The organism is Mesorhizobium sp. WSM4819 (assembly GCF_055811215.1).
The window spans coordinates 188,227-209,960 of the sequence record NZ_JBVVQO010000004.1; the positions used below are offsets into that span (position 1 = coordinate 188,227).

General features: G+C 62.5%; 19 protein-coding genes. 15 read left to right on the forward strand and 4 right to left on the reverse strand.

The genetic code is table 11. From position 1 onward, the window contains the following. The first annotated feature begins 280 nt into the window (after nt 1–280). The 3 genes from AC0L18_RS06235 (at nt 281) to AC0L18_RS06245 (ending at nt 3,045) form a co-directional block, all read left to right on the forward strand. Nucleotides 281–1,117 (forward strand): proton-conducting membrane transporter, encoded by an 837-nt coding sequence (locus tag AC0L18_RS06235; RefSeq protein ID WP_473491092.1) that lies wholly within the window; start codon nt 281–283, stop codon nt 1,115–1,117. A gap of 171 nt (nt 1,118–1,288) precedes the next feature. Beyond that, nucleotides 1,289–2,434, forward strand: a complete 1,146-nt coding sequence (locus tag AC0L18_RS06240; protein WP_027153236.1) for an aminodeoxychorismate synthase component I — start codon at nt 1,289–1,291, stop codon at nt 2,432–2,434. Continuing rightward, on the forward strand, nt 2,383–3,045 hold the full coding sequence (locus AC0L18_RS06245; RefSeq protein ID WP_473491094.1) for an aminotransferase class IV family protein: 663 nt from the start codon (nt 2,383–2,385) through the stop codon (nt 3,043–3,045). The genes AC0L18_RS06240 and AC0L18_RS06245 overlap by 52 nt, the downstream gene beginning before the upstream one ends. A gap of 128 nt (nt 3,046–3,173) precedes the next feature. Here AC0L18_RS06245 and aztD read toward each other — a convergent pair whose 3' ends face one another. Together aztD and aztC are read right to left on the reverse strand one after the other, a co-directional pair. Then, nucleotides 3,174–4,385 (reverse strand): zinc metallochaperone AztD, encoded by a 1,212-nt coding sequence (aztD, locus tag AC0L18_RS06250; protein WP_473491095.1) that lies wholly within the window; start codon nt 4,383–4,385, stop codon nt 3,174–3,176. 85 nt (nt 4,386–4,470) lie between these two features. Then, nucleotides 4,471–5,454 (reverse strand): zinc ABC transporter substrate-binding protein AztC, encoded by a 984-nt coding sequence (aztC, locus tag AC0L18_RS06255; RefSeq protein WP_473491096.1) that lies wholly within the window; start codon nt 5,452–5,454, stop codon nt 4,471–4,473. Nucleotides 5,455–5,814: 360 nt separating this feature from the next. On the opposite strand from aztC, the gene AC0L18_RS06260 reads away from it, so the two are divergent. The 9 genes from AC0L18_RS06260 to AC0L18_RS06300 all read left to right on the forward strand — a co-directional run bounded on the left by AC0L18_RS06260 (nt 5,815) and on the right by AC0L18_RS06300 (nt 14,991). Continuing rightward, the gene (locus AC0L18_RS06260; RefSeq protein WP_128183636.1) at nt 5,815–6,195 is read left to right on the forward strand and encodes a Fur family transcriptional regulator; all 381 of its coding nucleotides are present in this window, start codon (nt 5,815–5,817) and stop codon (nt 6,193–6,195) included. Nucleotides 6,196–6,285: 90 nt separating this feature from the next. After that, complete coding sequence (locus AC0L18_RS06265; RefSeq protein ID WP_473491097.1) at nt 6,286–7,290, forward strand: CobW family GTP-binding protein; 1,005 nt, start codon at nt 6,286–6,288, stop codon at nt 7,288–7,290. Between the two features lie 72 nt (nt 7,291–7,362). Next, the gene (locus tag AC0L18_RS06270) at nt 7,363–7,623 is read left to right on the forward strand and encodes a nitrate reductase (RefSeq protein ID WP_473491098.1); all 261 of its coding nucleotides are present in this window, start codon (nt 7,363–7,365) and stop codon (nt 7,621–7,623) included. Between the two features lie 368 nt (nt 7,624–7,991). Further along, nucleotides 7,992–9,437, forward strand: coding sequence for a homospermidine synthase (locus tag AC0L18_RS06275; RefSeq protein ID WP_128183461.1), 1,446 nt, complete (start codon nt 7,992–7,994; stop codon nt 9,435–9,437). A gap of 198 nt (nt 9,438–9,635) precedes the next feature. Beyond that, nucleotides 9,636–10,007 carry an outer membrane lipoprotein Omp10 gene (gene omp10, locus AC0L18_RS06280; RefSeq protein ID WP_128170933.1) on the forward strand — a complete coding sequence of 124 codons (372 nt, stop codon included), beginning with the start codon at nt 9,636–9,638 and terminating at the stop codon, nt 10,005–10,007. 178 nt (nt 10,008–10,185) lie between these two features. Further along, a complete protein-coding gene (locus tag AC0L18_RS06285) occupies nt 10,186–12,204 on the forward strand; it encodes a 5'-nucleotidase C-terminal domain-containing protein (RefSeq protein ID WP_473491099.1) in 2,019 nt (672 codons plus the stop codon). Nucleotides 12,205–12,351: 147 nt separating this feature from the next. Next, on the forward strand, nt 12,352–13,416 hold the full coding sequence (hemH, locus tag AC0L18_RS06290; protein ID WP_473491100.1) for a ferrochelatase: 1,065 nt from the start codon (nt 12,352–12,354) through the stop codon (nt 13,414–13,416). Nucleotides 13,417–13,565: 149 nt separating this feature from the next. Beyond that, nucleotides 13,566–14,516, forward strand: coding sequence for an SPFH domain-containing protein (locus AC0L18_RS06295; protein WP_473491101.1), 951 nt, complete (start codon nt 13,566–13,568; stop codon nt 14,514–14,516). Between the two features lie 4 nt (nt 14,517–14,520). Then, nucleotides 14,521–14,991 (forward strand): NfeD family protein, encoded by a 471-nt coding sequence (locus AC0L18_RS06300; RefSeq protein WP_287059912.1) that lies wholly within the window; start codon nt 14,521–14,523, stop codon nt 14,989–14,991. A gap of 72 nt (nt 14,992–15,063) precedes the next feature. Here AC0L18_RS06300 and AC0L18_RS06305 read toward each other — a convergent pair whose 3' ends face one another. Beyond that, complete coding sequence (locus AC0L18_RS06305) at nt 15,064–16,065, reverse strand: KpsF/GutQ family sugar-phosphate isomerase (protein WP_473491102.1); 1,002 nt, start codon at nt 16,063–16,065, stop codon at nt 15,064–15,066. Between the two features lie 161 nt (nt 16,066–16,226). Between AC0L18_RS06305 and AC0L18_RS06310 the strand changes: the two genes are divergently transcribed. Then, the gene (locus AC0L18_RS06310; RefSeq protein WP_473491103.1) at nt 16,227–17,957 is read left to right on the forward strand and encodes an outer membrane beta-barrel protein; all 1,731 of its coding nucleotides are present in this window, start codon (nt 16,227–16,229) and stop codon (nt 17,955–17,957) included. Nucleotides 17,958–18,026: 69 nt separating this feature from the next. Here the strand turns inward: AC0L18_RS06310 and galU are convergent, their stop codons facing one another. Further along, nucleotides 18,027–18,932 carry a UTP--glucose-1-phosphate uridylyltransferase GalU gene (galU, locus tag AC0L18_RS06315; protein WP_473491104.1) on the reverse strand — a complete coding sequence of 302 codons (906 nt, stop codon included), beginning with the start codon at nt 18,930–18,932 and terminating at the stop codon, nt 18,027–18,029. A 212-nt stretch (nt 18,933–19,144) separates the two neighbouring features. Between galU and AC0L18_RS06320 the strand changes: the two genes are divergently transcribed. Both AC0L18_RS06320 and AC0L18_RS06325 read left to right on the forward strand, forming a co-directional pair. Next, a complete protein-coding gene (locus tag AC0L18_RS06320) occupies nt 19,145–20,368 on the forward strand; it encodes a lytic murein transglycosylase (RefSeq protein WP_091594951.1) in 1,224 nt (407 codons plus the stop codon). A 127-nt stretch (nt 20,369–20,495) separates the two neighbouring features. Continuing rightward, nucleotides 20,496–21,728 (forward strand): SGNH/GDSL hydrolase family protein, encoded by a 1,233-nt coding sequence (locus AC0L18_RS06325; RefSeq protein ID WP_473491105.1) that lies wholly within the window; start codon nt 20,496–20,498, stop codon nt 21,726–21,728. Nucleotides 21,729–21,734: the final 6 nt, after the last annotated feature.

A 21,734-nucleotide genomic window follows, 5' to 3' on the forward strand; every position in this document is an offset into this window, starting at 1 on the left:
GCGCTAAATACCTGTTCTTAAATAACTCTCCGTGGAATTTTTCCGTTAGCTTTCCGGAAGCTGTATGATAGCGTCCCGCCTCAAGCTCAGTCGGCGCGGCCAAATCTTCGGCCGGTCACGGCGCTTCGACGATTGCGACAGCGCCGTTGGCCATGGCAGGAAAGCCGGTCGCCGACAGCGCGATTTAAGCCGGCTGTTCCACGAGCAGCGGAGCCACCATTGAATGGTCCTTGTGCCAAGGTCCCAGGCCACGGCAGATGGATCGGACTGGAGAGAGACAATGGGCACTTTTTTCTACATGCTCCTGGCGTTCCTGGTAGGTGTGTTGGCTGGCTGGTTCATCTGGGGACGCCCGCGTGGCGATCTCGACAGCCTGCGCGGTGACATGGGCCGCACCCGCAGCGAGCGCGACAGGCTGCGCGCCGACGCCGACCGCCTGACCCGTGAGCTGGAAGTATGCCGCGGCGCCCGCGCCGACCTGGAGCGCCAGTTGGGCGAGGCGCAAGGCACCAAGACCGGTGCGACAAAGGCAGCAATCCCGGCACCGCCGGCATTGATGGCGACATCCGCGCCGGCCAACACGACGCCCGCCAAGACGACGCCCGCCAAGACGACGCCGGCCAAGACCGGGCCGGCAAGGTCCGGGCCGGCAAAGACCACGTCCAAGAAACCGGCGGCCGTGAAGGCGGCAGCCGCGCCGAAGGGCAGTGCATCGAAAACGAGTGCGTCGAAAGCGAGCGCGTCGCAGGCAAGTGAGTCGCAGGCAAGTGCGCCAAAACCTCCCGCATCGAAAACCAGTGATGCACCAAAGAGCGCTGCGCCAGCGGCAAAGAAAGCCGCGACAACAAAGGCGGCGGTGGGCAAAGCCAGCAATCTGCGCCGCCTGATCGGCATCGGTCCGGCCAACGAGCGATTGCTCCACGGGCTCGGAGTGACGACCTATGCGCAAATCGCGGCCTGGACGGCCGCCGACGTCAAGCGGATCGAGGAGACGTTGAACTTCGACGGCCGCATCGAGCGTGAGCGCTGGATCGAGCAGGCGAAACTGCTTGCCGCCGGCGATGAGGAGGAATTCGCGCGCCGCTTCCCGAACGCGGGGACCGGGAGCAACACCTGAATTGCCTGCCGGCATCGAGCACATAAGGGACCGGCGACGCCCGCGAGGTGCCGCCGGTTTGCTTTTGCACTAGCTGCGTTTGCGTCTTGAGACGCCGGTCTCTCGATTGCGCGCGATCGAGCCGCCATATAGAGCGATAGCTGGCGTCACCGATCGCAGCATCCGAGTCCCATGCCCCTGCCCTCTGCAATTTTTCGAAATGACGAGCGCGCTCATCAGCTCGTCTTCGACCAGCCGGCCGACATCATCGTGGCGCATGAGGCAGAGGATTTCCTGCCGGCGCTGGACATTGCGCAGGCCGCGCATGACGCCGGCAAATGGCTGGCCGGCTATTTCTCCTACGAGGCCGGCTACCTGCTCGAACCGAAGCTCGTTCCGCTGCTGCCGGGCGGACGCCGCGCCCCGCTTGTCTGCCTGGGGATTTTCGACGCGCCTGTCGAACAGCCGGTTGTGCCCGGCAACGCGCCGTCGACCAACGGCCCGATCTTCAACGCCAGGGCCGCCTGGACTTCGGAAGACTACGCAAAACGCTTTGCCCGACTCCACAATCACATTCGCAAGGGTGATTGCTATCAGGGCAATCTGACCTTTCCGGTTCATGCGCAATGGTCGGGCGATCCGCTGGCCGCCTTCGACGCGCTGACGGAGCGCCAGCCGGTGAAATACGGCGCGTTGATCGCGCTCGGCGATCCGGTCGTCTTGTCGCGTTCGCCGGAACTGTTCTTCGAGATCGACGCCGCAGGCATGATCGAGACGCATCCGATGAAGGGCACCGCCCCGCGCGGCGCGACCAAGGCGGAGGACAAGCGGCTGAAGACGTTCTTGCTCAATGACGAGAAGAACCAGGCTGAGAACCGGATGATCGTCGATCTCCTGCGCAACGACATTTCGCTGATCAGCGAAGTCGGCACGCTGGAGGTGCCGGAGCTTTTCCGCATCGAGAGCTACCCGACCGTCCACCAGATGGTGAGCCGCGTGCGGGCCAAGCTGTTGCCCGACCTCACCATCCGCCGGATATTCGCTGCGCTGTTTCCATGCGGTTCGATCACCGGCGCCCCGAAAATCCGCGCCATGGAAATCCTGCACGATCTGGAAGCCACGCCGCGCGACGTCTATTGCGGCGCCATCGGCTGGATCGCGCCCGGCGGCACGATGCGCTTTTCGGTGGCGATCCGCACCATATCGCTCTTTTCCAGCGGCGAGGCCGTCTACAATGTCGGCGGCGGCGTCGTCTTCGATTCGACGGCCGAGGAGGAGTATCAGGAGTGCCTGCTGAAAGCGCGCTACGCGACGGGAACACCGCCGATTTCGAGCTGATCGAAACCATGCGCTGGCAGCCGGGCCAGGGCTTTCTCCGTTTCGACCGCCATTTGGCACGCCTTTATGGCTCGGCGGCCGAACTGGGTTTTGCCTGCGATCCGCAGAAGGTCGGCGAGATGCTCAGGAACGCCGTCGACCGGCCTGACATGGCCTTGCGCACACGCCTGGTCCTGTCGCGCAGCGGCAAGGTGACGGTCTCGGCGCTGCCTTATGAGCCGCACGCGGCCGACAAGGTCTGGAGGCTGCAACTGGCGCGGGTGCGGCTTCAATCAAGCGACACGCTGCTGCGCCACAAGACGAGCCGCCGGGACACCTATCAGCGGGCGCGCGCCGAATATCTGATCAGCCGGGCCGACGAGGTTCTCTTGGCCAACGAGCGCGGCGAACTCTGTGAGGGCACGATCACCAATCTGTTTGCCGATTTCGGCGACGGCGCGCTGGCAACACCGCGGCTCGATTGCGGCTTGCTGCCTGGCGTGTTGCGCGGCGAATTGCTGGACGAAGGCCGCGCACGCGAAGCAATCTACAGCCTGGATGATCTGAAGTCGGCCAAAGCGCTGTTCGTCGGCAATTCACTGCGCGGACTGATCCCAGCACGGCTTGGCTGAATTGCAATCGGTGCCGGACGATGCGCCCATTGCTGTGTCTCGAGCATGGTTCCCTTGCGAGTTGGAGAAGATGCGTCCGGCCCGAGAAGGAATGGGCCGGACGCGCGGCAGCCGCTTGGGAGGAGCGACTATTCGCTTTCGTGGGTCTGACCGGAGCCGCCGACGGAAACGATGTTGAAGGGCTTGCCTTCGACGGCAATGTCGCCGGTTTTCTCGAACGACGTCGCGTCAACGACATGCAGCACGCCTTGCAGGGGATCGGTGACCACGATCTTGTCGCCGGCGACCGCGACACGCGGCCTCGGATCGCTCCAGTGACCGTCCATCGAATAGGGGTCGGTCAGCTTGAGCGAGTTTGCGATCTCCCCCTTGACCACGTCGAGTTGGTGAAGCTGGCCGTCCTCGGTGAAGACGTAGGCGAATTTTGCGCGAACGGGGTCGACCGCGAAATGCACGCGGCGCGTCGGAAGGTCGATCAGCCGGAATGCGTCGCTCTCGATCGTCGGATCGATCAGCACCACCTTGTCGGCGCCGTAGTTGCCGAGGAAATATTGCAGGCCTCTGCCGCCGATCAGCGTCGTCGTCTTGCCATCCGGCAGGCTGTCGGCATAGGGCAGATGACGGATCGCCGGGCTGCTGTCGCCATGGCTGACGACAAGCAGGCCGGTCGCGCAGGCGAAAGCCAGGATATTGCCGGAAGACGCCTCGCCGTGGAGGTCTGGGCAGGCGTGGATGCCGCCGATCGGCGCGCCGGCTTTGTCAGCGACCCTGATGCCGACCGGGAGTTCGTCCGGCTTCTCCCGGTTCGGCTCCGAAAGCAGGACATGGGAGCCATAGGCGACTGCGACGCCATGCTGCGGCGCGTCGGTCTTCACTTCCCTGAAATCCGGCTTGCCTTCCAGGACCGATTTTTCGGAGATGATGCGGGCGACACCTTCGCCGTCGAAGAAAGCGGCGAAGTCTCCGTCATGCTCGACGAAATGCGACGGCTTCTCGCCTGTGATCTCGACGCCGGCAAGTTTCGGCGCTTCGACGTCGATGTCGCCGTGCTCGCCGTGGTCCTCGAAGGAAATGCCGCTCGCGATCCCGGCAACGACGCCGGCCGAGCCCTGCACGGCAAACACGGTCCTGCCGCTTTCGCTGCGATGGAGCGACGCCGGCCCTTTGATCTCGAACGTGTCGAGCTTTTCGCCATCGATCGCATCGATTACGGTCACCTTCGGGTCCGCGTGGTCCGAGATGAAGAGGCGCCATGCGGTCACCTCCTCGGCATGGGCAGCACTTGTTGATAGGGACACAAGCAGCGCGATGGCCGTGGCTGACGCCCAATTTGTCCTCACGATATTCTCCTTGAATGTTATTACATAACTATTGGTGATCGACGAAGAGGCGGATTGCTCCGCCTTTCCATCACAGGGCTGGCGGTCAGCTTCCGAGGATCGCGCCTTTGATCGTCGTGATGTTGTGCCGCATCATCTCGAGATAGCTCGCAGCCGGACCGTTCTTGTCCGACAGGGCGTCGGAGTAGAGTTCGCCGCCGACTTTCAGGCCCGTCTCGCTGGCGATCTGCTCGATCAGGCGCGGATTGGTGACGTTCTCCACGAAGATTGCCGAAGCCCTGTCTTGCCTGATCTGTTTGATCAGGGCCGCGACGTCGGAGGCTGAAGCCTCGGATTCGGTGGAGACGCCCTCCGGTGCCAGGAATTTTATGCCGTATTCGTGTTCGAAATAGCCATAGGCGTCGTGGGAGGTGATGATCGTGCGCTTGTCCTCGGGTATCTCAGCTACGGCAGCCTTGATCTCCGCTTCCAGTGCCTCGAGCTGCTGGCCGTATGATTCGGCATTGGCCCGATAAGTGTCGCAGCCGGCTGCATCGGCGGCACAGAAGGCGTCGGCGATGTTCTTCACATAGAGTTCGGCATTGTGCACGGACTGCCATGCATGGGGATCGGACTCGCCGTGGTGATGGTGCCCTTCCTCATGGCCCTCTTCCGCCGCGGCGTGTTTTTCCCCGCCCTCGGCGGCTTGATCCTGATCGTGATGACCTTCTTCCTCGGTGTTGCGCAACACCTCGCCACCTTTGGTCAATTCCACGATCGGCGCCTTGGTGGCGCTCGCCTCGACGAGACGCTGGAGGAAGCCCTCGAACTGGAGGCCGTTGACCAGCACCACGTCGGCCGAACCGACGGTTGCCGCGTCGGCCGGCTTTGGTTCGTAGACATGGGCGTCACCATTAGGGCCGACCAGCGTGACGATGTCGACACGATCGCCGCCGACATTCTTGGCGAAATCGGCGATGATCGAGAAACTGGCGACAACCCTGAGGTTCTCGGCAGCGGCCACCGACGGAGCGATTGGCATCGTTGTTATAGCGCCTATCACGGCGGCGAGTTTTAGCGTCCTGGACATTCGATCGACTCCTTTGTTCAAGCGGTTCGGGGGGGAGATGCGCCGGACGCGTCGCGAGCAGCCGCGCGCCCTGGCAGAGATAAAAGGGAATGTGGATCGTGCCCGCCGACAAATGATCGTCGTCCTGCACGATCCCATCGAGGCGCGCTGTTGTGGCCCCAGCGTCAGGATTTGAAGTGTCAGGTCTTGAAAGATCAGCACAGGCAGCCATTCGATCCATCTCCGCGGGAGCCATCGAAGTCAGCCCCGCCCTTGACGATCCGTTATGTTATGTTATCACGCTCGTCAATCCAAAATGTTATACTATAACTGACGCCCGCCATTGTGCTCGAAACTGCCTGGAATACGAGGGAACAGCGGATGCCTGGACGCAACCAGCAGCTGGTGCTCGACGCGCTGACGCGCTCCGAGAGGCCGATGGGGGCCTATGAACTGCTTGGACTTCTTCGCCAGGAAGGGCTCCGCTCACCGCTACAGATCTATCGCGCTCTGGATCGGCTCGTCGAGCAGGGCCTGGTTCACCGGATCGAGAGCCTGAGCGCGTTTGCGCTCTGCGTCCACAGCGAATGCGGCACCCATGGCCGCGCCGCCTTTGCAATCTGCGCGAATTGCGGGCGGGCAAGTGAGGTTCATGACCCGGCATTGGAGCGGGTGCTGCGCCGGATTGCCCGACGGCAGGGCTTCCAAACCAACTCGGCCACGGTGGAGCTTTCGGGTCTATGCGAGGCTTGCGCGCATTGAACAGACGCCGGCCTTCCGTCTACGGGCGATCCAATCGGCTCGCGCCTGACCCAGCTTCAATCCGCAACAATCCAACATCCGGAGACGACTATGCCGCTTGAAGCCTCCCAGAAAATGCCCGTCACGGTTCTTACCGGCTACCTCGGCGCCGGCAAGACGACGCTGCTCAACCGCATCCTGTCCGAACAGCACGGCAAGCGTTACGCCGTGATCGTCAACGAGTTCGGCGAGATTGGCATCGACAACGACCTCATCGTCGATACCGACGAAGAAGTCTTCGAGATGAACAACGGCTGCATCTGCTGCACGGTGCGCGGCGACCTGATCCGGATCATTGAGAGCTTGATGCAGCGCAGGGACCGTTTCGACGCCATCCTGATCGAGACGACCGGCCTTGCCGATCCCGCCCCCGTCGCCCAGACCTTCTTCGTCGACGACGATGTCAGGCAGAAGACGACACTCGACGCGATCATCACCGTCGCCGATGCCAAGCATCTCCTCGGCGAACTGGATCATGCGCATGAGGCGCAGGAGCAACTCGCCTTCGCCGATATCGTCATACTGAACAAGACCGACCTGGTGGCGCCGGCCGAACTCAAGGCAGTGGAGGCGCGCATTCGCAGGATCAACCCGACGGCTGCGATCAAGCATTCCATACGTTGCAACGTTCCACTCGACGAGGTTCTGGATCGCGGCGCGTTTGATCTGAACCGCGTGCTCGAAGTCGAGCCGGACTTTCTCGACGCGGGCCACGACCATGTGCATGACGATCACGTCACCAGCTTCTCTCTCGTCACCGAAGCGTCGATCGATCCGCGCAAGTTCTTGCCGTGGATCCAGATGATCACACAGAAATTCGGCATCGACATGCTGCGCATGAAAGGCATCCTGGCGTTCAAGGGCGATGAACACCGCTTTGTCGTTCAGGCCGTCCACATGCTGCTCGAAGGCGACCACCAGCGCCCCTGGAAAGAGGGGGAGAAGCGCGTCAGCCGCCTGGTATTTATCGGCCGCAACCTGCCCAAAGACCTGATCGAAGACGGCTTCCTCAAATGCCGCGCCGAAATGGACTCCCTGGTGGCGCTGAATGCATAGGGGCAAGGCCGACGACAGCGCGCGTCCTTTATCCCGTTGCCGAGCGCCTTCGTCTTCGGGACGGGATTGGATATGAACCGTCTCGCGAACCCACTCGCCCCGCGCGGCCTTGCCCTTCCGGAGAAGACCAGACAGATCAAGCTCTGGGTTCGCAGGGCTTGCGGGCTCGATGACGATGTCGTCGTGTCCGTCACGGAGCTGGCATGCCGCAAAAATGGCTGTCCCGAGATCGAAACGGTGATCGGCATAATGCGTCCCGGCGAGAAAATCGAGACGATCCGGGTCAAAAAAGCAATCGCCGACGTGACCTCGCACGATCTGCCGCGAGGGTGAATGGATCGGGATATGCGCAGGGTGTCGGCCTCTTGGCCAAAGCTCTGGCGCGTACCGAATGTCACCGGCATGGGACCGAGATCGGGAACCGTCGACGAGAGCTGGTGCTCGCCACATCTTTCGCCGCGCCATTGCTGGCGGCCGACTTCGCCCAACTCGACTACAAGGGCCAACTCGGGGAATGACGGCCGGCCGTCAGCGGCTGGTCGTCCTCCTTAACCACATGACGAATGCGGCGTAGCTCGCGGCTTTTCGCTGGTTTATGACAATGATCTGTGGTTGTAGCGCGTGGCGGTCGGGCAAAAAAGTGCTCCGCTTTGCGTCTGTTTGCCCGGCTTTTCAGCCTGTCTGAGGGAGTAATCGATAAAATGGCGAATGAAAACTGGCCCGTTTACGGTGAGATCACCGGCCCTGTCGTGATGATCGGCTTCGGCTCGATCGGACGGGGAACGCTGCCGCTGATCGAGCGCCATTTCAAGTTCGACAAGTCGCGCATGACGGTCATCGACCCACGCGATACCGACCGCAAGCTGCTCGACGAGCGCGACATCACCTTCATGCAGGATGCGGTGACCAGCAAGAACTACAAGAAGCTTTTGACGCCGCTGCTGACCAAAGGCGGTGGCCAGGGCTTTTGCGTCAACCTGTCGGTCGACACCGGCTCGGTGGATTTGATGCGTCTCTGTCGCAAGCTGGGCGTGCTTTACATCGACACCGTCGTCGAGCCATGGCTCGGCTTCTATTTCGACACCAAGGCCGACACTGGCAGCCGCACCAATTATGCGCTGCGCGAATCCATGATCGAAGAAAAGCGCGCGCACCCCGGCGGGGCGACCGCAATCTCCACCTGCGGCGCCAACCCAGGCATGGTCTCGTGGTTCGTCAAGCAGGCGCTGGTCAACCTCGCCACCGATCTTGGCCTCGAATTCTCGGAGCCCGCGCAGCACGATCGCGAAGCTTGGGCCAGGCTGATGAAGAAGGCCGGCGTCAAGGGTATCCACATCGCCGAGCGCGACACACAGCGCACCAAGAAGCCGAAGCCGATGAACGTGTTCTGGAATACCTGGTCGGTCGAAGGCTTCATCTCGGAAGGGCTTCAACCGGCCGAGCTCGGCTGGGGCACGCATGAGACGTGGATGCCGAAGAACGGCAAGAAGCACAAGCATGGCTCGAAGGCCGCAATCTATCTGGAGCAGCCGGGCGCCAACACGCGTGTGCGCAGCTGGTGCCCGACGCCGGGCCCGCAATATGGCTTCCTGGTGACCCACAACGAGTCGATCTCGATCGCCGACTTCTTCACCCTGCGCGGCAAGAAGGGCAAGGTCCAATATCGCCCGACCTGCCACTACGCCTACCATCCCTGCAACGACGCCGTGCTGTCGCTGCACGAGATGTTCGGCGCCGCCGGCAAGGCACAACCGGTGCATCACGTGCTCGATGAAAACGAACTGGTCGACGGTGTCGACGAACTCGGCGTGCTGCTCTACGGCCACGACAAGAACGCCTATTGGTACGGCTCGCAGCTGTCGCTGGCGGAAGCGCGCAAGCTGGCGCCCTATCAGAACGCCACGGGCATGCAGGTCACGTCGGCAGTGCTGGCGGGCATGGTCTGGGCGCTGGAAAATCCCGAGGCCGGCATCGTCGAGGCGGACGAGATGGACTACAGGCGCTGCCTGGAAGTGCAGTCGCCCTATCTCGGGCCGATCAAGGGCTATTATACCGACTGGACGCCGCTCGACAACCGCCCTGGGCTGTTCCCGGAAGACCTCGACAAAAACGACCCATGGCAATTCCGCAACATCCTCGTTCGATAGTTCAACATCCTCGTTCGAAAGCAATGTCTCACTGCCTTGCAATCGTCCGGAAATCGGGCGATTGAAGGAAGGCGGCCTGGAGCGACGTGCATCCATTTGGACGCACAAAGTACGCTCTGGCGGTTCGAGTGTACGCATCGTGCTTTCCGAAAGATCGCATCGATTTTCGGGCCAATGCGAGAGGAGAGGATCTTGATGATGACGATTGCGCGCAAATTGCTTTCGGCCGGCATTGTCGCGGCCGCTGCCGCCTTGGCGGCGTGCACCACCGCCGGCCCGGGCGGGCCGCCATCGGCCACGCGGAGTCCGGTCGAAGGCTCATGGATCGACGCGCAGGGCACGGGCCTGTCGACCTTCGCCGGCGGCAGCTTCAAGACCGTCGCCACCGACACCGGCCAGAAGCTTGCCGACGGCAGCTACGCCATGACCGGCGGCACTTCGGTCCAAATCCAGGGCACTTCGCTGATTCGCCAGACGCCGATCAGCTTCAACTGCTTGTTGATCTCCACCTCGCAGCTTAATTGCACCAGCGTGAGCGGGCAGAACTTTGTGCTGACGCGACGCACCTGAGCCCATACTGAACTGCATTTGCAAAGGACGGCGGCTTGAGGCCGCCGTCTTTTTGTGCCGGCAAAGCTGGGCCCGATTCCACTTGCATCGACCAAAACGCGATGTGAACATGGGCGAGAAGCCGGCTGTTTCGTTCCAGTCGAGCGAGGGCGTTAAACAGGTCATCCGGGAGACGAAGATGAAGAAGATCGCCGCCATTGCCGCCCTTTCGGCGTCTACGCTTGGCCTGTCGACCGGCATGTCCTTTGCCGACTACACTCTGAACATCCTGCACATCAACGACTGGCACAGCCGCATCGAAAGCAACAACAAATATGAATCGACCTGCTCGGCCGAAGAGGAGACCAAGGGCGAGTGCACCGGCGGCGCGGCGCGGCTGATCACGGCGATCGCCCAGGAGCGCATGAAGCTGGAAGGCCAGAACGTGCTGCTGCTCAGCGCCGGCGACAATTTCCAGGGTTCGCTGTTCTACACGACCTACAAGGGCAAGACCGAAGGCGAATTCCTCAACCAGATGAAATTCGACGCCATGGCGGTCGGCAATCACGAGTTCGACGATGGCGAGGCGGCGCTGGCGCCGTTCCTGGATATGATCAAGTTTCCGGTGCTCGGCGCCAATGTGAATGCCAACGCGCAATCCAAGCTCGGTGACCGCGTGAAACCGTCTGTTGTGATCGAGGTCGGCGGCCAGAAGATCGGCGTCGTCGGCGCGGTCACCAACGACACGCCGGAGCTCGCTTCGCCAGGCCCTAACGTCACGATCGAGGACGACGTCAAGTTGATCACGTCAGAGGTCGAGAGGTTGAAGGGAGAAGGCGTCAACAAGATCATCGCGGTCACCCATATTGGTTACAAGCGCGAGCGTGACGTCATCGCCAAGATCCCCGGTGTCGACGTGGTGGTTGGCGGCCACAGCCATTCGCTGCTGTCCAACACCGACCCCAAGGCTGAAGGCCCCTACCCGACGATGGTCGACAATCCGGACGGCTACAAGGTGCCGGTCGTCCAGGCGGCGTCCTATTCGAAATATCTCGGCGAGTTCAAGGTCGTGTTCGACGACAACGGTGTCGTCAAGCAGGCCAGCGGCGACCCGATCTACCTCGACAAATCGATCACGCCAGACCCCGCCGTGCTTGCCCGCATCAAGGAGCTCGGCGCGCCGATCGAGGCGTTGAAGAACCAGGAGGTCGCCGAAACCACCAAGGCGATCGACGGCAGCCGTGAGAACTGCCGCACCCGCGAGTGCGAGATGGGCAATCTCGTCTCCGATGCCGTCCTCGACCGCGTCAAGGACCAGGGTGTCGAGATCGTCATCACGAATGGCGGCGGTCTGCGCGCTTCGATCGACCAGGGCACCGTCACCATGGGCGAGGTGCTGAACGTGCTGCCGTTCCAGAACACAGTGGCGACCTTCCAGATTTCCGGCAAGGATCTGGTTGCCGGGCTCGAGAACGGTCTCAGCCAGATCGAGGACGGCGCCGGCCGCTTCCCCCAGGTTGCCGGCCTGAAGTATTCATTCGACAAATCGGCCGCCGCGAATGCCGGGCGCGTCAAGTCGGTCGAGGTCATGCAAGGCGGCGGGTGGACGCCGATCAATCCGGACAAGGATTACCTGGTCGCCACCAACAACTATGTGCGCCAGGGTGGCGACGGCTACAAGGTGTTCGCCGACAAGGCCAAGAACGCCTACGATTACGGTCCGGGCCTCGAACAGGTGGTCGCCGATTATCTCGGCGCGCATCGGCCCTATACGCCGAAGATCGAGGGCCGCATCACCGAAATCACGGCCGCCGCCGCGGCGGAACCGGCCCAGCAGCCGGCCCAGGAATCGGCGAAGCCGGCCGAGGCTCCCGCTCCGGCCGAGCCCGCAAAACCGGCAGAAACGGCTCCAGCCGCGACTGCGGAGCCGGCGATGCCCGAACCGCCGGCCGGTTCGGACGATATTGCCACGACACCGCCAGCCGTGCCGACGGAACCCGCCCCGGCAGCGCCGGCACCAGCGGAGGCTGCGCCTGCCGAGCCGGCAAAGCCGGCCGAAAGCAGCCATGTGATCGTTGCCGGCGACACCTATTGGGATTTGGCGGAAAAGGCCTATGGCGATGGCGCCAGGTGGAAAACGATCTCCGACGCCAACCAGGATTACGAGCCGCGCCGGCTTCCCGTCGGCGCAACCTTGACCATCCCGGCCGCAAACTGAATTCTTCTGTCATTGTTGGAAAACCCGTCCGGCAAACCGGGCGGGTTTTTCTGCTTTCGCCTCCCAAGCTTAGATAAGGTGCGGCCAGACGCTGCATTGAAAACCGGCGCGGCATCGCTAGTTTCGCGCGGTATCCGGAGATCCCTTATGACGCCTTCCAACCCTGCCGATCCCAAGGCCGCGACGGTCCTCGACCCGCTGCCGGCAGGACAGCCGCCGGTCGGGGCGGGCAGGATCGGCGTCATGCTGGTTAATCTCGGCACTCCCGACGGCACGGAATTCAAGCCGATGTGGCGCTATCTCAGGGAGTTCCTGTCCGATCCGCGCGTCATCGAGCTCAACAAGGCGATCTGGTACCCGATCCTCTACGGGCTGGTTCTCACCACACGGCCGAAGAAGTCGGGCGCCAACTATGCCAGGATCTGGAACCGGCAGCGTGACGAGTCGCCGCTGCGCACCTACACCCGCGCTCAGAGCGAAAAGCTGACCGAGGCGCTGCGCGACCTGCCCGGCGTCAGCGTCGACTGGGCAATGCGTTACGGCAATCCTTCGACCGAGAGCGTCGCCAAAGGGCTGGTCGCGCAGGGCTGCGACCGCATTCTGACTTTTCCGCTTTATCCGCAATATTCCGCGACCACGACCGCCACCGCCAACGACCAGTTGTTTCGCGCGCTGATGAAGATGCGCCGCGCCCCGGCGATCCGCAGCGTGCCGCCCTACTATGCCGAACCGGTCTATATCGAAGCGCTCGCCCGTTCGATGGAGCGCCATCTGGCGAGCCTCGATTTCGAGCCGGAAATGGTCATCGCCTCTTATCACGGCATTCCGAAACCCTATTCCGACAAGGGTGACCCCTATCAGGCCCATTGCCTTGAGACGACCCGGCTGCTGCGGGAAAAGCTCGGCTGGGATGAGAAGAAGCTGATCACCACGTTCCAGTCGCGCTTCGGCGCGCAGGAGTGGCTGCAGCCTTACACCGACAAGACGGTCGAGAAATTGCCCGGAGAAGGCGTGAGATCGATCGCCATCGTCAATCCGGGCTTTTCTGTCGACTGCATCGAGACGCTGGACGAGATCGGCAGGGAGGCGGCGGAGACCTTCCATCATGCCGGCGGCGAAAAGTTCGCGCATATTCCCTGCCTCAACGACAGTGCCGAGGGCATGGCGGTGATCGAGGCGATGGTGCGGCGCGAACTGTCGGGCTGGATCTGAAGCGGACATAATCGAGCGCCGCTAACCGGCTTTCTATGCACCGGTTATCCACTATCACCTGATTGTAACGTTCTTGAAACACACTTAAGTGTTTGGTGAAGTCGGTCGCGTTGAAACATTTCCGTGGCCGGCATCTGAGGGAGAGCCAAATGGATTTCAGTGGTTTCGATATCGCGCTTCTTGTTCTTGTCGCTCTTGTCGTGCTCGTGCTTTTCAAAGGCATCCGGACAATCCCGCAAGGCTACAACTATACCGTCGAACGCTTTGGCCGCTATACCAGGACATTGAGTCCCGGCCTCAACCTCATCGTGCCGTTCGTCGACCGCATCGGCTCCAAATTGAACATGATGGAGCAGGTGCTCGACGTCCCGACGCAGGAGATCATCACCCGCGACAACGCCACCGTCGCCGTCGACGGTGTCGCCTTCTATCAGGTGCTCAACGCGGCGCAGGCCGCCTACCAGGTCGCCGGGCTGGAGAACGCCATCCTCAACCTGACGATGACCAACATCCGTACCGTGATGGGCTCGATGGACCTCGACGAGCTTTTGTCGAACCGCGACGCCATCAACGAACGCCTGCTGCGCGTCGTCGATGAGGCGGCACATCCCTGGGGCATCAAGATCACCCGCGTCGAGATCAAGGACATCAATCCACCGGCCAATCTCGTCGAATCGATGGGTCGCCAGATGATGGCCGAGCGCAACAAGCGCGCGCAGATCCTCGACGCCGAAGGCCTCAAGCAGTCGCAGATCCTGGAAGCCGAGGGCCGCAAGGAAGCCGCCTTCCGCGACGCCGAGGCGCGCGAACGCTCGGCCGAGGCCGAGGCCCGCGCCACGCAAGTGGTGTCGGAAGCGATCGCCAAGGGCGACGTGCAGGCACTCAACTACTTCGTTGCGCTGAAATACACCGAAGCACTGACCAGGATCGGCTCCGCCACAAACAGCAAGGTCGTGCTGATGCCTATGGAAGCTTCGTCATTGATCGGCACGCTCGGCGGCATCGGCGCGATCGCCAAGGAAGTTTTCGGCGCAGAGGGCACTGCCGGCACCACGCGGCAGGCTGCACGCCCGCCCGTGGTTCGTCCCAGCGAGACCTGAGGCCATGTTCGAGCGCATCATTTCCGAACTCGGCCCCTGGGTTTGGATGGTTCTCGGCTTCGTCCTCCTGGTGATGGAGGTCATCGCACCGGGCATATTCATGCTGTGGATCGGCATCGCCGCGCTGCTGATCGGCGTGGTGTCCCTGCTCATCTGGGACGCGGACTTCTGGACCTGGCAGATCCAGGTTCTCGCCTTCCTGGCGATGTCGCTGGTTTCAACCTATGTCGGCAAGAGACTGGTGGGTGGGCGCGATGATGGCACCGATCAGCCACTGCTCAACCGCCGCGGCGCACAGATGATCGGCAGGATGGCCACCCTGGACGAGCCGATCAAGGACGGCCGCGGCCGCATAAAGCTGGGCGACACGCTATGGCGCATCTCCGGCCCCGACCTGCCGGCCGGCACGCAGGTGCGCGTGACGGGCGCGGCCGACACCGATCTGGAACTGACGGTCGAGGCGGTCCTGGACTGATCCGACCATCTCGGCAGGCGACTTTTCAAACAGGCCTGATGTCTCTCAGTTTCGAAATTCGCTCAGGCGAGCTCAGGCCGCGCCGATGCGCAGCAGATCGTGCAGATGGACAAGTCCGACCGGCCGTCTGCCTTCGACAACCATCAGGCTGGAGATGGTCGAACTGTTGATCGTCTGCAGCGCGGTCGCCACCAGCGTATCCGATCCGGCCGTCTTCGGCTCCTTGGTCATGACCTGATCGACGCTCATCGCCAGAAGATTGCTGCCGATGTGGCGCCTGATGTCGCCGTCGGTGATGATGCCGATCAGCGCACCATCCGCATCGGTTATCGCCACGCAGCCAAACCCCTTGCGCGACAATTCGAGGATCGCTTCTTGCATTCCAGTGCCGGAAGGCACCAGCGGCAGCCTGTCGCCGACATGCATGATCTCGCGGATCTGCGTCAGATTGGCGCCAAGTTGCCCACCGGGATGGAAGGTGCGGAAATGATCCGGCGTGAAGCCGCGCGCTTCGAGCAACGCGATGGCCAGTGCATCGCCGATCACCAGTTGCAGCAGCGTCGATGTCGTCGGCGCCAGGCCGTGCGGGCAGGCTTCCGGCGCACGCGGCAGCAAAAGCACCACATCGGCCGCCCGCGCCAGCGCCGATCGCTCTCCGGCGGTGACTGCGATCAGCGGAATCGAGAAGCGCCTGGAATAGGCGATGATGCCCTTGAGCTCGCGGCTCTCGCCCGACCACGATATGGCGATGATGGCGTCGTCCCTGGCGATCATGCCGAGGTCGCCATGATTGGCTTCGGCAGAATGGACGAAGAAAGCCGGCGTGCCGGTCGAGGCGAGCGTCGCCGCGATCTTTGAGCCGATATGGCCGCTCTTGCCGACGCCGGTGACGATGACGCGGCCGGCGATATGCGACACCATATCGACGGCGCGCGCGAACGGTTCGGTCAACCCGTTCTCGAGCGCGGCCGCCAGCGCCGCGACACCGGCCTGCTCGGTCGCTACCGTTCTAAGCGCCGAGGCGATCGAAGCCTGCCCATCGAGCCGCTTCTTGTCTGGGGATCCCGCATGCATGGCTGATGCGATTAGCGCTTTGCTGCGCGCCTGTCCAACGGAATTGCCATCCGGTAGCTATCCAGTGGGCTTTGATCGACCGTCGCTCAACCCTCCGTTAACCATCCCCGTTTACGGTTCGGTAAGTATGGCGCGCGTGCGCCGCGCAAGCAGTGGTAGCGATGTCCGGGGCCCCGCCTGAAAAGAAAAGAAGACGAAACGGCAAGGCGGTCTGCGCCTTGCTGCTGGCGACCAGCGTCTTCGCCTTGCTGCGGCCTGCGCAGCCCTATGCCCAGGTAACCGAGCTGCGCGGCGAGGTTTCGGAATCGGCGATTCTGGACGACCAGCAGCGCAAAACCAGGCAATTGAGCATCGCCCAGGATCAGACGGCGCAGGCCGGTGCAACCACCCAGAGCACGGCGCCGTCGCCCGCCTATCAGCCGGCCAGCCCGGGCGCCGTGCAGGACGACGACGCGGCACCGGCGACCGGCAGCATTTTTGATCCGCCGGCAGCAACCGACGATCCGTTTGCGGACGCCCCCGTTCCCGTCCCGCCGCGCCGGCCATCGAGCGCAACCCAGGGCGCAGCCGATCAGGACGAAGCCGCCGAGACACAGGCCGCCACCGCGACGACGGCCCCGACGGATGACGAGGACACCGCCGAGACGGACCCAATCAATTCCCGTGCCGTGACCATCGATTCCGCCGACAGGCAGCAACTCGATCCGGGCGCCGAGCGCGCCGAAGCCATCGAAGGCCGGGACAGGAGGGCCGAGGACGACCCGTTCGCCGCCACCGGCATCAAACTCGGCTCCTTCGTGATCAGGCCGACGCTCGAGCAAGGCCTGAAGGCCTCATCGAATGCCGATTCAAGCAGCGAAGGCAAGCCGGCCCTCCTGTCGGAAACGACGCTGCGCTTCAACGCCATCTCCGACTGGCGGGAGAATTCGGCTACCGTCGACGGCTACGGCACCTTTCTCAAGACCCTATCGGGCGACGAGGTTGAGGAGGCGCGCGGCCGTGTCGAAGGCACGCTCAATGTCGAGTTCGACAACGATCTGCGCGCCATCGCCAGGCTCGGTTACGAGGCGGCACCGGAATCGGCTTCCTCGCCGGTCGTCATCGAAGGCACCGCCGAGCAGCCGGTGCGCCAGACCATCGACGGCAGCCTGGCGGTCGAGAAGGATGCCGGCAAGATGCGCTTCGCCCTGACCGGCGCAGTCGAACACGACATCTACGGCGACGCCAGGCTTTCGACGGGCGGAACGCTGTCGCAGAAAGACCGCGATTCGACGCTCTATACCGCCACCTTGCGCACCGGCTATGAGATTTCGCCCGCCATCACCCCTTTCACCGAGGTCGAAATCGGTCGCCGGGTCTATGATTTGCGCGTCGACAGCAATGGTTTCGAACGATCTTCGACGCGGCTTGGGGTTCGGGCCGGCGCCGAGCTCGACCTCGGCGAGAAGCTTGCCGGCGAGTTCTCGGCCGGCTGGCTGCGCGAGGCGATAGACGATGACCGCCTGCCGGCAATTTCGGGCGCCACGGTGAACGCCGACCTCAGATGGTCGCCGCAACGCGGCACCACGATCGGCCTCACCGGGCAGACGATCGTCGAGGGCACGACAACCGCCGACGAAAGCGGCACCATCCTTTACTCCGGCCGCCTCACCGCCGAGCGGGAAATCCGTGCCAACCTGATCGGCAACGCAGCTCTCGGGGTAGACTGGCGCGACTACATCGGGTCGGACGGCCATGATCTGACGCTGAGCGCCGAGGCCGGACTGACATGGTGGCTGAACCGATATGCCGGACTGACCACCCGCGCCAGAACTGAAAAACAGACCAGCAACATCGAGGGCCGCGACTACACCGCCCACAGCATCTTTGTCGGGGTGACGCTGCAGCCGTAAACCAAGCCGCCGCGCACCCTCGGTTCAGGCCCGAGGGCATGCTTTTGCGCGCATGCATTAGCCCGGGGGTTAGAACGCCGCGCCCCGCTGCTCTGACGGTTTCATCTCGTCGAGAAGCTTGCTGATAACGCCCGCCATGCGTCCGTTCATGTCGCTGCGCCACAGCGCGAAGGCGACGTTGGCCTCGACAAAGCCTTCCGGCGATCCGCAATCGAAGGTGCGCCCTCGGTAGTGGCAGCCATAGAAGGGCTGCTGCTTCTCCAGCTTCAGCATCGCATCGGTGAGTTGTATCTCGTTGCCGGCGCCCTTCTCCTGGCCTTCGAGTATCCCAAATATCTCCGGCTGCAGGATGTAGCGCCCGTTGATGTATAGGTTGGAGGGTGCCGAGCCGGTCTTCGGCTTTTCCACCATGCCGGTAATGCGGAAACCGTGATGCGTATCCTCGCCGCGGCCGACGATACCGTATTTATGGGCCTCGGCGGGGTCGCATTCCTGAACCGCGACGATGTTGTTGCCGGTCTCGGCATAAAGCTCGACCATCTCCTTCATGCAGCTTTTTTCGGACTGCATGATCATATCGGGCAAAAGCAGCGCGAAGGGCTCGTCGCCGACCAGCTCGCGGGCACACCAGACGGCATGGCCAAGGCCAAGCGGCACCTGCTGGCGGGTGAAGCTGGTCTGCCCTGGCGAAGGTTGCAGCCGCTGCAGGCGGGCGAGCTCGTCGTCCTTGCCGCGTTGGGCGAGCGTGTCATAGAGTTCGAACTGAACGTCGAAATGGTCCTCGATGACCGCCTTGTTGCGTCCAGTCACGAAGATGAAATGCTCGATGCCGGCTTCGCGTGCCTCGTCGACCACATACTGGATGACTGGCCTGTCGACGACGGTCAGCATTTCCTTGGGTATGGCCTTGGTGGCCGGGAGAAAACGCGTGCCGAGGCCAGCGACCGGGAAAACTGCCTTGCGAACTCTCTTCATGCTGTCAAATATCCGCTTCTAAGGCTGTTCGGCAATCCCGCTTCAAGACATTTTCGTGCCGGAATCTGGGATTATGGAACGGCTGGTCAGAAAAAATCTGTAGTCCGTAAAGCACCAACCCGCCTTTTCGTTCCCAACGGCACCTATGGTAAACTAAATGCTAACCGGGTTCGGCGATGAATGATCTTCCTGTGATGAAGAAGGAGGAAAAGATGTCCGTTCGCGACGCCGCAAAGCGCTTCACCAGCATCGTTGCGGCCGCCAGTCTGTCGCTTGCCTTGCTGATGCCCACCGGATCGGCTTTTGCCGACGCCGGTTTTCGGCAATGGGTGGCGAGCTTCCGCGCCACCGCGGTGCGGAGCGGCGTTTCCGGCGCCGTTTACGACCGCGCATTCGAGGGCATCAGCGATGCCGACCCGGTCGTGCTGGAAAAAGCGCGTTATCAACCCGAATTCACCGCGCCCGCCTGGGACTATTTCGACAACCGCGTCCATGACCAGTCGGTCGCTGTTGGCAAGCAGATGGCCAGGAAGTGGAAGCCGTGGCTGGACAGGATCGAGGCAAGATACGGCGTCGACCGTCACATCCTGCTGGCGATCTGGTCGATGGAATCGAACTACGGCGAAATCCTCAAGCGCGACGATGTCATGCGCAATGTCGTGCGTTCGCTGGCCACGCTTGGCTATGCCGATTCGAGACGATCGAAGTTTGCCCGCACACAGTTGATCGCGGCGCTGAAGATCCTGCAAAGGGGCGACATCGATAAAAGCCACCTCAGCGGCTCATGGGCCGGCGCCATGGGCCATACCCAGTTCATTCCCACCAGCTACCAGGCCTATGCGGTCGACATGGATGGCGACGGCAAGCGCGACATCTGGAATTCGATTCCCGATGCATTGGCAACGGCCGCCAATCTGCTCAGGAAGAACGGCTGGCAGGCCGGCAAGACCTGGGGCTATGAAGTCAGCCTTCCCGACGGAAAGAAGTTCCCGGCCGGATCGAAGTCGTTGTCGCAATGGCAAGCGCTGGGTGTCACGCGTGCCAACGGCAAGCCGTTCAAGAGTGGGGAGAAGGCCACGCTGAAGGTGCCAGGCGGCCGCGGCGGCCCGGCTTTCCTGATGGTCAAGAATTTTTCGGTCATCAAGCGTTACAACAATGCCGACAAATATGCGGTTGCCGTTGGCCTTCTTGCCGACGAAATCGCCGGTTATGGTGGGCTTGTGCAGGACTGGAAGCGGCCTTTCACGAAGCTCTCCTTCGAGGAGAGGCAGGAGCTTCAGCAACGGCTTTCCCAGTACGGCTACTATGACGGCAAGTTCGACGGCAAGATCGGCGAGGGATCGAAAGCCGCCATCATGGCCTTCCAGGCGAAGGCTGGCTTGACCCAGGACGGACATCCGAGCATGGAAGTGCTCAAATGGCTCAGGCAGAACTAGCTTCGCATAGGGCAGACCTGGAGCATCGGACCCAAACCGGTTTTGAGGAAATCCGATGCTCAACTTAAGGTAGAGCGGCGGCACGGTTGTATCAGAGTCCGGCGCTCTTTAGGGATGGAGACGGTAATTGGTTTCGGCTGCGCGTATCCGTGTGATCCTTCGTCGCGTGCCGATCCTGATTCTGGCTATTGCCGTCCTGGCCGTCGGCACCGCCGTCTTTCACACGCCGGCCGTGGCGCAGGAAGAACAAAGGCGTGGCTGGTCGCTGCGCGACCTGTTGTTTCTGCGCCGAAGCGAGCGGATGGAGCCGCCACGACTGATTGAGCCGCGACGGATTCAGAGGATCGGGCCACGCAAGCCAAAAGTCAGAAAGTCGCGTGCCGCGCCGCGCCGGCCGGCTGAGCCGGCAGCCCCCATTGTCGAGAAGGCGCCGGATGCCCGCACCGTTCTGGTGGTCGGCGATTTCATGGCGACCGGCCTCGCCGAGGGTCTCGACACCGCCTTCGCCGAAAACAACAAGGTCAGGATCGTCGTTCGCAGCAATGGTTCGTCCGGTTTCGTGCGTGACGATTTCTACAACTGGCCCGAACAGATCAAGTCGCTGATCGAGGCCGAAAAACCGGCGGCCGTGATCGTCATGCTGGGTTCCAACGATCGGCAGCAGATGCGCGTGAACGGTGAACGCGAACAGCCACGGTCCGAAGCGTGGACCAAGGAATACGAACGCCGTACCGAAGCGTTCGGCAGGGCCATCGCATCGGCCAAGGTGCCGTATCTGTGGGTCGGCATGCCGGCCTTCAAGGCGCCGAAGATGACCTCCGACATGCTGGCTTTCAACGACATCTACCGCTCGACGGCCGAGAGCCATGGCGGCGAATTCGTCGACATCTGGGACGGTTTCGTCGACGAGGAAGGCGCCTTTGTCACCAGCGGGCCTGATATCAACGGCCAGCCGGTGCGCCTGCGCACCGACGACGGCATCCGTGTGTCGAAAGCCGGCAAACGCAAGCTCGCCTTCTATGCCGAAAAACCCTTGCTGAAGATCCTTGGAATGACCTCGCCTCCGGGCACACTGGCAGCTTATGCGCCAGCCGGCGCTCCGGTCGGGGCGCCGACACCGACACCCATGCCCGTCGATCGCACGGTGCCGATGCTGCTCAGCGATCCGGCACTCGACGGAGGTTCGGAACTTCTCGGCGCCGCAGCGCCGGCACAGGCGTACGGGCCCGGCGAAAAACTCGTCATTGGGGGCAAGGCATCAGCTGCTTCGCCCGGCCGCGCCGACGATTTTTCCTGGCCGCCAAGGAAGCAGCCTGCGGCGCCGGCCGTGCCCGAAACGACCACCGCGATCACTCCGTAAACCTGC